Annotated in this window: 15 protein-coding genes; 3 read left to right on the forward strand and 12 right to left on the reverse strand. The window is 58.5% G+C overall.

The genetic code is table 11. The features are described from left to right. Positions 1–97: 97 nt before the first annotated feature. Positions 98–832 (forward strand): arginine ABC transporter substrate-binding protein, encoded by a 735-nt coding sequence (gene artJ / locus ACRAWE_RS11590; RefSeq protein ID WP_015377297.1) that lies wholly within the window; start codon positions 98–100, stop codon positions 830–832. Between the two features lie 31 nt (positions 833–863). Here the strand turns inward: artJ and rlmC are convergent, their stop codons facing one another. From rlmC to ACRAWE_RS11635, 9 genes are all read right to left on the reverse strand, one after another. After that, positions 864–1,994, reverse strand: a complete 1,131-nt coding sequence (rlmC, locus tag ACRAWE_RS11595) for a 23S rRNA (uracil(747)-C(5))-methyltransferase RlmC (protein WP_025159685.1) — start codon at positions 1,992–1,994, stop codon at positions 864–866. A 69-nt stretch (positions 1,995–2,063) separates the two neighbouring features. Beyond that, positions 2,064–2,543, reverse strand: coding sequence for a YbjO family protein (locus ACRAWE_RS11600; protein WP_025159686.1), 480 nt, complete (start codon positions 2,541–2,543; stop codon positions 2,064–2,066). A gap of 104 nt (positions 2,544–2,647) precedes the next feature. After that, a complete protein-coding gene (gene potI, locus ACRAWE_RS11605; protein WP_019454580.1) occupies positions 2,648–3,493 on the reverse strand; it encodes a putrescine ABC transporter permease PotI in 846 nt (281 codons plus the stop codon). After that, positions 3,490–4,452 (reverse strand): putrescine ABC transporter permease PotH, encoded by a 963-nt coding sequence (gene potH / locus ACRAWE_RS11610; RefSeq protein ID WP_019454581.1) that lies wholly within the window; start codon positions 4,450–4,452, stop codon positions 3,490–3,492. Before potH ends, potI begins: the two co-directional genes overlap by 4 nt. Before the next feature lie 24 nt (positions 4,453–4,476). Beyond that, positions 4,477–5,610, reverse strand: a complete 1,134-nt coding sequence (gene potG / locus ACRAWE_RS11615; protein WP_063919108.1) for a putrescine ABC transporter ATP-binding subunit PotG — start codon at positions 5,608–5,610, stop codon at positions 4,477–4,479. A 122-nt stretch (positions 5,611–5,732) separates the two neighbouring features. After that, positions 5,733–6,842 carry a spermidine/putrescine ABC transporter substrate-binding protein PotF gene (gene potF / locus ACRAWE_RS11620; protein ID WP_432525363.1) on the reverse strand — a complete coding sequence of 370 codons (1,110 nt, stop codon included), beginning with the start codon at positions 6,840–6,842 and terminating at the stop codon, positions 5,733–5,735. A 407-nt stretch (positions 6,843–7,249) separates the two neighbouring features. After that, positions 7,250–7,729: a YbjN domain-containing protein gene (locus ACRAWE_RS11625; protein ID WP_019454584.1), complete on the reverse strand. Its 480-nt coding sequence runs from the start codon at positions 7,727–7,729 to the stop codon at positions 7,250–7,252. Between the two features lie 135 nt (positions 7,730–7,864). Continuing rightward, positions 7,865–8,767, reverse strand: coding sequence for a 30S ribosomal protein S6--L-glutamate ligase (gene rimK / locus ACRAWE_RS11630; protein ID WP_063919107.1), 903 nt, complete (start codon positions 8,765–8,767; stop codon positions 7,865–7,867). Positions 8,768–8,823: 56 nt separating this feature from the next. Continuing rightward, the gene (locus ACRAWE_RS11635; protein WP_074054628.1) at positions 8,824–9,138 is read right to left on the reverse strand and encodes a YbjC family protein; all 315 of its coding nucleotides are present in this window, start codon (positions 9,136–9,138) and stop codon (positions 8,824–8,826) included. 231 nt (positions 9,139–9,369) lie between these two features. Between ACRAWE_RS11635 and ACRAWE_RS11640 the strand changes: the two genes are divergently transcribed. Continuing rightward, entirely contained in the window at positions 9,370–9,633 is a 264-nt protein-coding gene (locus ACRAWE_RS11640) for a GrxA family glutaredoxin (protein WP_004938676.1), read from the forward strand. 39 nt (positions 9,634–9,672) lie between these two features. Here the strand turns inward: ACRAWE_RS11640 and ACRAWE_RS11645 are convergent, their stop codons facing one another. Then, positions 9,673–10,062, reverse strand: coding sequence for an inner membrane protein YbjM (locus ACRAWE_RS11645; protein WP_063919105.1), 390 nt, complete (start codon positions 10,060–10,062; stop codon positions 9,673–9,675). A 294-nt stretch (positions 10,063–10,356) separates the two neighbouring features. Here ACRAWE_RS11645 and ACRAWE_RS11650 point away from each other — a divergent pair, with 294 nt between their 5' ends. Next, positions 10,357–12,045 (forward strand): aspartate:alanine antiporter, encoded by a 1,689-nt coding sequence (locus ACRAWE_RS11650; RefSeq protein ID WP_004938680.1) that lies wholly within the window; start codon positions 10,357–10,359, stop codon positions 12,043–12,045. An 88-nt stretch (positions 12,046–12,133) separates the two neighbouring features. Here the strand turns inward: ACRAWE_RS11650 and ACRAWE_RS11655 are convergent, their stop codons facing one another. Both ACRAWE_RS11655 and ACRAWE_RS11660 read right to left on the reverse strand, forming a co-directional pair. Beyond that, positions 12,134–12,268: a hypothetical protein gene (locus ACRAWE_RS11655; protein WP_258165302.1), complete on the reverse strand. Its 135-nt coding sequence runs from the start codon at positions 12,266–12,268 to the stop codon at positions 12,134–12,136. Between the two features lie 253 nt (positions 12,269–12,521). Beyond that, a complete protein-coding gene (locus ACRAWE_RS11660; RefSeq protein ID WP_432525364.1) occupies positions 12,522–13,265 on the reverse strand; it encodes an ankyrin repeat domain-containing protein in 744 nt (247 codons plus the stop codon). Positions 13,266–13,292: the final 27 nt, after the last annotated feature.

Raw genomic sequence — 13,292 nt, forward strand, 5'->3', positions numbered from 1 at the left:
TTATCAGCAGACGCACATGTAAAAACCTCTGGCGATTACCAGTAAAAACAAACGATAGCGAATAATCACTTTCAGGATCCAGACAGGAGCTCTACGCATGAAAAAACTGCTGCTTGCCGCGACGATGTTGGCCGGGATGACCTTTAACGCCACCGCGGCCGAAACCATCCGCTTCGCCGCCTCCGCCACCTACCCGCCGTTCGAATCGCTGGACGCCAATAACCAGATCGTCGGTTTCGATATCGATCTGGCCAACGCGTTGTGCAAACAGATGCAGGCGCAGTGCACCTTCACCAACCAGGCGTTCGACAGCCTGATCGCCGCGCTGAAATTCAAGAAATACGATGCGGTGATTTCCGGCATGGATATCACGCCGGAGCGCAGCAAACAGGTCGCCTTCACCCAGCCTTACTACGCCAACTCGGCGATCGTGATCGCGCAAAAAGGCAAGTTCAGCTCGCTGGCGGATCTGAAAGGCAAAAAGCTCGGCATGGAAAACGGCACCACCCACCAGAAATACATGCAGGACAAGCACCCGGAGATTAACACCGTCTCTTACGACAGCTACCAGAACGCCATTCTGGAGCTGAAAAACGGCCGCATCGACGGCGTGTTCGGCGACACCGCCGTGGTGAACGAGTGGCTGAAAACCAATCCGCAGCTGGCGCCGGTCGGCGAACACATCACCGATGCGCAGTACTTCGGCACCGGTCTCGGCATCGCGGTGCGCCCGGACAACCAGGCGCTGCTGGCCAAGCTGAACGCCGCGCTGGACGCCATCAAGGCCGACGGCACCTATAAGGCCATCAACGACAAGTGGTTCCCGCAGTAAGCATAAGGCCCGGTTAGCCGGGCCTTATGTTTTATAAACGCCGCACCAGCAGCGTCAGCACTTCGTAGTGCGCGGTATGCGGGAACATGTCGAACAGCTGCACCCGTTCGATGCGGTAGCCCGGCAACATCTCGATATCTTTCGCCATGCTCTCGGCGTTGCAGCTGGAATAGAGAATATATTCCGGCGCCATCCGGCTCAAATAATCGCACAGTGCCTGGCCGATGCCGCGCCGCGGCGGGTTGACCAGCACCAGCTGCGGCACCTGGCCTTCGGCGGTGGCGAAGCGGGTGGAATCGAGGGCCTGAAAATCAACGTGCTGCAACCCCAACCGCTGCGCCGATTGGCGCGCGCAGGCGATCGCTTCCGCGCTGATTTCGATGCCGGTCAGGCGCGTTTGCGGCTGCGCGCAGTGCAAGCCGAAACCGCCGACGCCGCAAAACAGATCCCACATGCTGTCGATGCCCAGTGCGCGCACCCAGTCGCGGGCGGTGGCATAGAGCTCGGCGGCCACCTGCGGGTTGGTCTGGAAGAAACTTTGCGGACGGATGAACAGCGGCACCTGATTGAACTGTTCCTCCAGCGCCTGCTGTTCGGTCAGCGCAATCTCGCGCTCCCCTTCCATGATCGCCATATGCACCGGCTGAATATTGGCGGAGATCACCTTGAGCTGCGGCAACTGCTGCTGCAGCCACGGCAGCGCGGCGCGCAGCTGCGCCAGTTTGGTTTCCGAGCGCAACACGAAGCGCAGCATCACGCCGCCGTCTAACGTGCTTTCGGTCAACAACAGGTATTTCAGCTCGCCGCGTTTACGCGCCACGTTATACGGCGTCAGGCCCGCCCGGGCGATAAAGCTTTTCAGTACCGCAAACATCGGCGCAAAGCCGGCGGGGTACAGCGGGCAGTCGCTTAGATCGACCGGCGTGCCGTCGCGGTGCAGCATGCCGAGCAGCGGGCGCTCTACGCTGCCGCTGACCACCATCTTGGCCTTATTGCGAAATGCGCTCAGCTCCCCCGCCGCCGGCTGCAGCCACTGCGCGACGTCGCGCCCGGCCAGCAGCGATTGCAGGTGATGCTGTTTGTCGGCCAGTTGTTGCGGATAGGGCTTTTCCAGCCACTGACAGGAACGGCAGGTGCCCGCCGTATACAAAGCGCAATGCATGAAGGTTACCGTGAAGTTCAGGATGACGAATTAAGGGCGCAGAGTTTACCACTCCGCGCGCCTAAAATCTCACTTGCGCGCGGCGAAGAAGCGGCGGCTGGCGGCAGGAACGAACAGCAGCGCCAGGATCACCACGTCGGGGATTTTTTGCAGGATCAGAACGTGCAGGATTTGGCCGCTGGTTTCCCCTTCCACGGTGAATACCTCGGGGAAGACGCTGCCGATAGTGGCCAACAGCAGGTAAAGCACCACGATGCACTGGCAGGCCACATAAGCCCAGCGCCCCCAGTTGCGACCGCGCATCACCGCAAAACCGCAGCTGATTTGCAGGCACAGCAGCATCAGGCCGGCTAGAAAGATAAAGGTGGAATCCCACGCCTGCGCGCTGGTGTTGACGAACTCCTGCGCGCCATCGACACCCAGTTCGCCCAACAACAGCACCACGCTGATGCACTTGATCGCGACCATGGCAGTACCCGCCACCATCACCGGCACCGGCGCATCTGCAGTCGATCTCATTCCCTGCCCGCTTTTCAGCATGTCTGACATATCCGTGTTCCGCTACGACGCGCCACCAATACAGGTGGCGCATGTAAAGTCAGGTAGTTAGTTGCAATACTTATTGATTGCAAAAATAGCAGGTTTGTTACGATTCAGCTACGGGCCGCCCGCTGCAATTCGCGCGATCGTTGTTTTTCCGAGCGCGCCATAAACCACCAGGCGATCAGGCCGATAATGCCCACCACCAGCAGGATCAAACTGGCCAACGCGTTAATTTCCGGGTTCACCCCCATGCGCACGCTGGAGAACACCAGCATCGGCAGCGTGGTGGCGCCCGGGCCGGAGACGAAGCTGGCGATCACCAGGTCATCCAGCGACAGGGTGAACGCCAGCATCCAGCCGGAGATCAGCGCCGGCGCGATCATCGGCAAGGTGATGACGAAGAACACCTTCAGCGGCGTCGCCCCCAGATCCATCGCCGCCTCTTCAATTGAGCGATCCACCTCACGCAGGCGCGAGCTGATGACCACCGCTACGTAAGCGGTACAGAAGGTGACATGCGCCAGCCAGATGGTGAACATGCCGCGTTCCGACGGCCAACCGAAAGCGTGCCCCATCGCCACGAACAGCAGCAGCAGCGACAGGCCGGTGATCACGTCCGGCATGACCAGCGGCGCGGTCAGCATAAACGCGAAGCCGGTTGAACCGCGAAAGCGGCCGAAACGCACCATCACCACGGCGGCAATAGCGCCCAATACCACCGCAGCGGTAGCGGAAGCGGCGGCGATGGTCAGGCTAAGCCCCACCGCGCTAATCATCGCCGAATCGTGGAACAGTTCGGTATACCAGCGCGTGGACCAGCCGGCCCACACCGTCACCAGCTTGGAGCTGTTAAAAGAGTAGATCACCAACATCAGCATCGGCGCATACAGGAAGGTAAAGCCGATCGTCAGGATGGCGATGCGCCACGGTGAACGCACTACCGGCAAGTTGTTCATTCCTGCCCCCCCATTTCCTTGTTCTGATGCTTGTGGAACCACAAAATTGGCACGATCAGCAGCACCAGCATGACGGTGGCGACCGCCGAGGCCACCGGCCAGTCGCGGTTATTGAAGAACTCCTGCCACAGCACGCGGCCGATCATGATGCTGTCTGGCCCGCCGAGCAGTTCCGGGATCACGAACTCGCCCACCGCCGGAATGAACACCAGCATCGAACCGGCGATGATGCCGCCGCGCGTCAGCGGCACGATCACGCTGAAGAAGGTTTTCAGCGGCCGGGCGCCCAGATCCAGCGATGCCTCTACCAGCGAGTAATCCAGCCGGATCAACGCCGTGTAGATCGGCAACACCATAAACGGCAGGTAGGAATAGACAATGCCGATATACACCGCCAGATTGGTGTGCAGGATCACCAGCGGCTGATCGATCACCCCTAACCACATCAGGAAGTTATTCAGCGTGCCGTTGTTTTTCAGAATGCCCATCCAGGCGTAAACGCGGATCAGGAACGAGGTCCAGGAAGGCAGGATCACCAGCAGCAGCAGAATATTGCGGGTCGAGGCCTTGCTGTGGGCCACCGCCCAGGCCAGCGGATAGCCGATGATCAGGCAGCACAGCGTCGAGACCGCCGCCACGCGCAGCGACTGCAGGTAGGCGTCGATATACAGCGGATCGTCGGTCAGCTGCAGGTAGTTGGCGAAGTTAAGCGCGATGTTCAGCTTGCCGTCCGCCCAGCTCAGCAGCTCGGTGTAGGGCGGCACCGCCAGCGCCAGATCCGCCAGGCTGATCTTGAACACGATCAGGAACGGCAGCATAAACAGCAGCGTCAGCCATAAATACGGCAGTGCGATCACCAGCTTGCGGCCGTGGGCCATCAGCAGGCGGTGGAACAGCGCCTTGAGGCCGCCGGGCGTTTTGGCCGGCGGTTCCGGCGTGCGTTCAGAAAGCAGGGTCATACGGGTTACTCCTCACCGGCTCCACTACACCGTCAACACTACGCAGCTGTCGGTTTCCCAACACAAACGCACTTCATCGCCCCAGGTAGGCATCCCTTTGCGAAAACGGTGGCCGTTTTGCAGCTGGGCGCTGATGATCTGGCCGCTGTGCAATTTCACGTGGTAGATGGACAGATCGCCCAGGTAAGAAATGTGCGCCACTTCCCCCACTGCGAAGTTGCAGCCGTCTTCCGGCACCTGTTCGCACAGCAGGATCTTTTCCGGCCGCAGCGCCACCTGGATCGGCACGCCGTCCACCACCGAAGCGTCCGGATCGACCTTGATCGCATGGCGCAACCCGGGGCTTTGCAGGATCAGCGCGTCGTCGTGGCGCTCCAGCAGCACACAGTCGAAGACGTTGACCGAGCCGATGAATTCGGCGCTGAAGCGGCTGTTCGGATGCTCGTAGATCTCTTCCGGCTCACCGATCTGCACGAACTTGCCGCGGTTCATGATGGCGATGCGCCCCGCCATGGTCATCGCCTCCTCCTGATCGTGGGTTACCATCACGCAGGTCACGCCGACGCGCTCCAGAATGTCGGTCACTTCCAGCTGCATGCGATCGCGCAGCTTCTTGTCCAATGCGCCCATCGGCTCATCCAGCAACAGCAGCTTCGGCCGCTTGGCCAGGCTGCGCGCCAGCGCCACCCGCTGCCGCTGGCCGCCGGAAAGCTGGTGCGGCTTGCGTTTGGCGAACTCTTGCATGTGCACCAGCGCCAGCATTTCCGCCACCCGCTCGGCGATCTCCGCCCGTGGCATTTTGTCCTGCTTCAGGCCGAAGGCGATGTTCTGCTCCACCGTCATGTGCGGGAACAGCGCATAGGATTGGAACATCATGTTGATCGGCCGCTGGTACGGCGGCACATGCGACATGTCCTGCCCGTCGAGCACGATCTGCCCTTCCGACGGCTGCTCAAAGCCGGCCAGCATGCGCAGCAAGGTGGACTTGCCGCAGCCGGACGGGCCGAGTAACGCAAAGATCTCGCCTTTATAGATGGTGAGGCTGACGTCTTCGACCGCGTTCTGCCCGTCGAACGTTTTGGTGAGGTTACGAATTTCCAGCAGAGGGGTGAAAACCTTCTGCGACTTGGTTTGAGGACGAGGAATGGCGTCGTTCAATCGGGGTGCTCTCCGGCGTAAAGCGCTACAACACCACGGCGCGCGCCGTGGCCCAAAACGGCGATGCAGGCGGGGGGTGCCCGCCTGCCGGTTTACCGATATTCAGGGGATATTCCCCATCATCACTTCCCGCTTTTAACTTTAGTCCATGCGCGGGTAATGACACGATCCAGCTTCGGCGACTGCACGTTGAGCGTGAACAGCTTGGCGCGGATGTCGGCCGGCGGATAGACGTTCGGGTTATCGCGCACTTCGGCGCTCACCAGCGGCGTCGCGTCCTTCACGGCGTTGGCGTAGTAAACATGGTTGCTGATGTCCGCCATCACGTCCGGCTTCAGCAGGAAGTTCAGGAACTGATAGGCGGCGTCCTTATTCTTGGCGTCCGCCGGCATGGCGAACATGTCAAAATAGGTCAATGCGCCCTCTTTCGGGATTGCGTAGGCGACGTTCACGCCGTTTTTCGCCTCTTTGGCACGGTTGGCCGCCTGCATCACGTCGCCGGACCAGCCAATGGCCACGCAGATGTCGCCGTTCGCCAGATCGTTGATGTACTGCGAAGAGTGGAAATAGCGAATGTTAGGTCGAAGCTTCAGCAGCAGATCGTTGGCCGCGCCGGTGTAGTCCGCCGCGTTGGTGCTGTTGGGATCCTTGCCCAGGTAATGCAGCACCGTGGCGTAGACCTCGCTCGGCGCATCGAGGAAGGAAACGCCGCAGCTCTTGAGCTTCTCGAGGTTTTCCGGCTTGAAGATCAGATCCCAACTGTTGGCCGGCGCGTCTTTGCCCAGCGCCGCTTTCACCTTATCGACGTTATAGCCGATGCCGGTGGTCACCATCATGTACGGAATACCGTATTTGTTGTCTTTGTCGTTATGCGCCACCAGCTTCAGCATCTCGGGATCGAGATTTTTGTAGTTGGGGATCTTGCTCTTGTCGAGCGGCTCGAAGATGCCGGCCTGCGACTGACGCTCGAGGAAGTTGGATGAAGGGACGACCAAATCGTAACCGGTGCTGCCCGCCATGAGTTTGCCTTCCAACACTTCGTTGGAGTCAAAGACGTCGTACACCACCTTGATACCGGTTTCCTTCTGGAATTTGGCCAGGGTATCCGGCGCGATATAGTCGGACCAGTTATACACGTGCAGCGTTTTCTCTTCGGCTGACGCCGTGACGGACGCGGCCATCAGCAGGCCGGCAACCACACCCGATAACCACTTTTTACGTTGGGTGACCATCCGTAACTTCCTCCAAAACAGGGTGAATCATAGAATTGAACTTGTATCTGCAGCGATACAAAACCTTTCCTGATTGAGCGCAATCGTTGCAACCGCGAACTGAATGGCTATGCATATGATTGCATACGCCTTTTTGCACTGCCCTGCTCGCGTGGTCACAAGGGAAATCGCAAGCCCTTAGCAGAATCAGCAGCATAGCCGCTGCGGCCTGAACCCGCCAGCCCCTGGAGGAAAAAACGCCTTTTATCGATTTTTTATGCAGTTTTTCTCTATGTGATACGCCATTAGCGGCGTAAACGGCGAGAAAGATCGGGCGGCAAAGGCCAAAGTGCAGAATATCTTATTGCGGAGGGAAATAACGGCAGCATGCCGCCGGAAACAGCGGCATGCTTAATGTACGGCGAGGATCAGTGCAGCATCGGCTGGCGTACGGCGCCAGCGGGGATCTCTTCTTCGTCCCCCATAAACAGCAGATCGTTCGCTCGTGCCTCGAGGATCACCATCGAGACCTGCTCTTCGCCCTGCTGCATGAAGTGGGTGAACTGCTCGTAGGTGACGCCGACCGCCACGCTCAGCGACTGGCAGACGATCAGCTTCGGCAGGTTGTCGTCCTGAATGTCGACAAACGCCTTGATAGTGAGCGAACTGGCGTTGATCTGGCTCAGATCCGCCACCAGCGGGATCAGCGCGGTCGGCTTCACCTCGGCCAACGCGGAGAACAGAATGACGTTGTCCACCAGATCAATCTTGGCGTCGAACACGCCGTCGAAGTTCTGCATGTGCGGCAGGTGCAGCGCCTGGCAGGAATCGCACTCAAAGAAAGAAATGCCCGACTGATCCAGCCAGCGCCGCAACAGCGCCAAATCGGGGACAATGAGTGAATCCATATAGCCAGCCTCACAATATTCAAAACGTGAAAAGGCGCATAGCTTACGGAATATTCACCCGATACGCCACGATCAATGCGGCTTAATTCACTATTTCAGATATTGCACGGCGGGAAAAGCGCGCCGCCCACCCCGTCAACCGCCCGATTTCAGGCGGAATCCCGGCCGACCGCGCTGCTCGATGTAGTCGATCATCATGCCGGCGATGTCCAGCCCGGTGGTGGTTTCTACCCCTTCCAGCCCCGGTGAAGCATTGACCTCCATCACCAGCGGGCCGCGCTCGGCGCGCAGGATATCCACCCCGGCGACGTCCAGCCCCAGCGTGCTCGCCGCTTTGACCGCGATCGCCCGCTCCCTGGCGGTGATGGTCACTTTGCGCGCGGTGCCGCCGCGGTGCAGGTTGGAACGAAATTCGCCCGGCTTGGCCTGGCGCTCAATGGCGGCCACCACCCGGCCGCCCACCACCAGGCAGCGCACGTCGCGCCCCTGCGCCTCGCGCACGTACTCCTGCACCAGAATGTGGGCATTCAGCCCGCGAAAGGCGTCGATCACGCTTTCCGCCGCCTGCCGGGTTTCCGCCAGCACCACCCCGATGCCCTGCGTGCCTTCCACCAGCTTGACCACCAGCGGCGCGCCGCCGACCAGCTCAATGAGATCGCCGGTATCGTCTGGTGAATGGGCGAAGCCGGTGATCGGCAGATCGATGCCCTGCCGCGCCAGCAACTGCAGCGAGCGCAATTTGTCGCGGGCGCGGGTAATGGCTACGGATTCGTTTAACGGATAGCTGCCGAGCAGCTCGAACTGGCGCAGCACTGCGGTGCCGTAAAAGGTGATGGCGGAGCCGATGCGCGGGATCACCGCGTCATAGCGTTCCAGCTGGCGGCCGCGGTAGTGGATGGTCGGCGCCGCCGGATTGATGTTCATATAACAGGAGAGCGGATCGATGATATCGATGCTGTGCCCGCGATCTTCCGCCGCTTCACGCAGCCGCTTGCATGAGTACAGCGTTCCGTCGCGAGAAAGAATGGCAATTTTCACTCGTCACTCCAAAAAGGCCAACGCCTGCCCCGCAGGCGGGTTAGCGGCCGCGGCGTTCAGGCGCGCGGATCGCTGTCCTGATGTTTTTTCGATGCGTCCGTATCATGCGGCCTGCGGCGATCGTTTTCCGGCGGCAGGCCGCCGCGCATCAGTGGCCCGAAGCCCTGCACCACGCGCCATACCAGAAACGCCGCCGCCGGCACCATCAGCGCCACGCCGAGGAAAATCATGCCGACCGCCGCCTGCTGCGACGCCAGCCAGCCCGGCAACTGCAGGTGGCCATGAATGCTGAGGTAGGCCAGCACCAACATCACGATGCCCAGCCCTTCCAACACCAGCACCGGACGCGGTAAGTCTCCGAATGAACGCATATTTTTCTTCTCCAGAAGGTCTGCCCCCAGTGTAGTGAATTCCCGTCAACGGCGACAGCCCCGGTGGACTAATTGGTTACATGAATCAGATTAACAGGTAATTCCTGCTTTTTTTTCATGGCTTCAACGGGCATAGTAGGCGCCATCTGATGCGGGTAATGACTTTTTCGGTGACGGGATGTCGTTGCGATCGCGAATAATTTATTGAAAATCCAATCTAAGGAGCGTTGCATGTTTGCAGTAATCTTCGGGCGTCCTGGCTGTCCTTATTGTGTCCGCGCTAAAGAGCTGGCGGAAAAACTGACTGAAGAACGCGACGATTTCAACTTCCGTTACGTTGACATCCACGCGGAAGGCATCACTAAGGCCGATCTGGAAAAAACCGTCGGCAAACCGGTTGAAACCGTGCCGCAGATCTTCCTGGATGAGAAGCACATCGGCGGTTGCACTGATTTCGAAGCTTACGCGAAAGAACACCTGAACCTGTTCCAGTAAGTTCTTGAACGACGAAAGAGGCGCTTAACGCGCCTTTTTTTATTGCCGCTGCCGCCGGTGCAGCTGTTGCAGCGCCTGCAACAGACCGAGGGCGAACAGCATCAGCATCGCGCCAAACACGCACCAGAACACCGCGCTGGTGGCGTAAGCCAGCTCCTGCCAGAACGAAGAGGACGGCGTCAGCCAGAAGTGGCGGATCACCAGGCACAGTGGCAATGCATACAGCGCGCCCAGCAGCGGGCAAAGCAGCCGCTTGCGGCTCGACAGATAGCTGGCGATCGCACCGGGGATAACGAACAGCAGCAGGCCGGTTTCGCCGTGGTGCTCATGATCCGTGCTGCCGAACAGGCCGGTTTGCTGGCCGAGAAACACCAGGCTGAACAACAGAAAACAGCTGAGAATGCCCAGCCAATATCTATAACTCGTCATGCGAATTCTCCCCCGCCCAATTACTGCATCAATAGAAATCAGTCCGGTCACCCGTGCGGTGACGCTGAACCGAATTTTTTCCTTGGTCAAAAGAGAGTTAAATGCGCACGGCGGCGCAGGAAATCAGCTTTCTGTGCTGGCTGTCATCGGTCATAGCGTCTAGAATGAACGCCGCCGAACGATGGTTCGCTTCGCCTTACGCTGGTGGTGATTTATGACGTCGTTTTAAGGCTGAATTTATCTCTTATAGTTATCTATATCAAGCACTTACTGGTAAACAATAAGTTATCCTCCGTGAACATAAACGTCGCTAGTTTGTTAAACGGTAACTACATTCTGTTACTGTTCGTGGTACTCGCACTGGGGCTGTGCCTCGGTAAACTCCGTCTGGGCTCCGTCCAACTCGGTAATTCCATTGGCGTTTTGGTGGTTTCGCTGCTGCTCGGCCAGCAACACTTCGCCATTAACACCGAGGCGCTGAATCTCGGCTTCATGCTGTTTATTTTCTGCGTCGGCGTGGAAGCCGGGCCCAACTTTTTCTCGATTTTCTTCCGCGACGGTAAAAATTACCTGATGCTGGCGCTGGTGATGGTCGGCTCGGCGATGGTGATCGCCATCGGTCTCGGCAAGCTGTTCCACTGGGACATCGGCCTGACCGCCGGCATGTTGGCCGGCTCGATGACCTCGACCCCAGTGCTGGTGGGCGCCGGCGATACGCTGCGCAACACCATCGTCAACGGCCCGGCGCTGCTGGCGGCGCAGGATCATCTGAGCCTCGGCTATGCCCTCACCTACCTGATCGGTCTGGTCAGCCTGATCTTCGGCGCGCGTTATCTGCCGAAGCTGCAGCACCAGGATCTGTCCACCTCCGCCCAACAGATCGCCCGCGAGCGCGGCCTGGACACCGACAGCCAACGCAAGGTCTACCTGCCGGTGATCCGCGCCTACCGCGTCGGCCCCGAGCTGGTGGCCTGGGCCGACGGCAAGAACCTGCGCGAGCTGGGCATCTATCGCCAGACCGGCTGCTACATCGAACGCATCCGCCGCAACGGCATTCTGGCCAACCCGGACGGCGACGCGGTGCTGCAGGTAGGCGATGAGATTTCGCTGGTCGGCTACCCGGATGCCCACGCGCGGCTGGATCCGAGCTTCCGCAACGGCAAGGAAGTGTTCGATCGCGATCTGCTCGACATGCGCATCGTCACCGAAGAGATCGTGGTGAAGAACAGCAACGCAGTGAACAAGCGCCTGAGCCAGCTGAAGCTGACCGACCACGGCTGCTTCCTCAACCGCGTGATCCGCAGCCAGATCGAAATGCCCATCGATGACAGCATCGTGCTCAACAAAGGCGACGTGCTGCAGGTGAGCGGCGACGCGCGCCGGGTGAAGAGCGTGGCGGAGAAGATTGGCTTTATCTCGATCCACAGCCAGGTGACCGACCTGCTGGCGTTCTGTGCCTTCTTCATCATCGGCCTGCTGATCGGCCAGATCACCATTCAGTTCAGCAACTTCTCGTTCGGCATCGGCAACGCCGCCGGTCTGCTGATGTCCGGCATCATGCTCGGCTTCCTGCGCGCCAACCACCCGACCTTCGGCTACATTCCGCAGGGCGCGCTGAACATGGTGAAAGAGTTCGGCCTGATGGTGTTTATGGCGGGCGTGGGCCTGAGCGCCGGCGCGGGCATCGGCCACAGCCTGGGCGCGGTCGGCGGCCAGATGCTGATCGCCGGGCTGATCGTCAGCCTGGTGCCGGTGATTATCTGCTTCTTGTTCGGCGCCTACGTACTGCGCATGAACCGCGCCCTGCTGTTTGGCGCCATCATGGGTGCCCGCACCTGCGCGCCGGCGATGGAAATTATCAGCGATACCGCGCGCAGCAACATCCCGGCGTTGGGCTACGCCGGCACCTACGCCATCGCTAACGTGCTGTTAACGCTGGCGGGTTCACTCATCGTGGTGCTATGGCCGGGCATACTCGGCTGATCGATTAGCGGGAGAGATGGATCGGCGATAAAAATATTTTGATTTTTTTGTCGCCGGTCAGAACTTTCGTTTGGGGCCGCAGTCTGAATTAGTGCCACTGCTTTTCTTTGATGTCCCCATTTTGTGGAGCCCGATAATCCCGCCTTTTAGGTTCAAGATTATCGGGTTTTTTGTTGCCTGAAACAGCCCACATACCTGCTGTCGCTGCCTCGTCGTCAGACATAAAGCATCCTGCCTCTGGGTGTCGCTTACGCCAGCATCCCCATCAATGTGCAAGTTTCAACATAGAAACGCTGCTTGTGGGTTCGCCACTGTTCAAAGAGATGGCGTCACAAACGGTACTTAACAACAGCGCTCTCGTCGCTGTCGGCTGGGTGCTCTTTGGTGGCTCATCCCGTCATCTTCCTGTATGTCATCACGTCATGGTACTGCACCGGAAGAAGACCAGCATTGTCCCCCATGAGAGCCGAGGCGAACTAATTCACCTGTTTTACTTTTTCTTTAATTTTAATTAGCTTTTTTATATACGCATTGCTCTTATCCCCTTTATCTATCTCCGCAGAAATCAGAGAGAGGAAGCTGTCATTAAAGTCATCTTCGGCTAACGGATTAGCCCCATGAGCCAAAAGAACCTCAATGTGATCTGGGCAACTGTTATACAACGCATTAATTAATGGCGTTCTGTTCATCGCGCCTTTGATGTCAACATCAACTTGGTATGCAATTAACATCTTTAATGTTTCGGTGTTCGCCGCATCAAAACTTTCAAATATAATGGGCTGATTATGAACCTTATCCCTGGCATTTGGAGAAAGTCCGCCCTCTAACATAGCTTGTATCCATACGCCTTTATTCGCCTTCATAACAAATTCAGCTGGGCTACTCCTCCCCTCAGCTCTTGGCTGCAGTGGGTCTGCTCCCGCCTTGACCAGATCCGTAATGATCTTGAGCCGCTCTGGCGTGTTCTTGTCAAAGATAGCGTTATTTATCGCCCAGAATAGCAACGTCATCTCCGCCTTGCCCGGCCGGTTTAACGTCTCTTTGCTTACCGTCGGTAACATCGCATTCAGCTTCTGTCTCTCGCCTTCGTAGATAACTTTTGCGATAGCCAACTGTGTCCCTTCAAAATAATCTTGTGGCTGTAGATCCCTACCTTGTTCGCATCCCTGCATCATGAGCATCGACAGCAACATGATAATGATAAGAGCGCTGTGCCTCATGCCATCTCCATTTTTAACATAACCACG

It is taken from the genome of Serratia sp. BFP-2025, from assembly GCF_050880365.1.
Taxonomy (GTDB): domain Bacteria; phylum Pseudomonadota; class Gammaproteobacteria; order Enterobacterales; family Enterobacteriaceae; genus Serratia; species Serratia surfactantfaciens.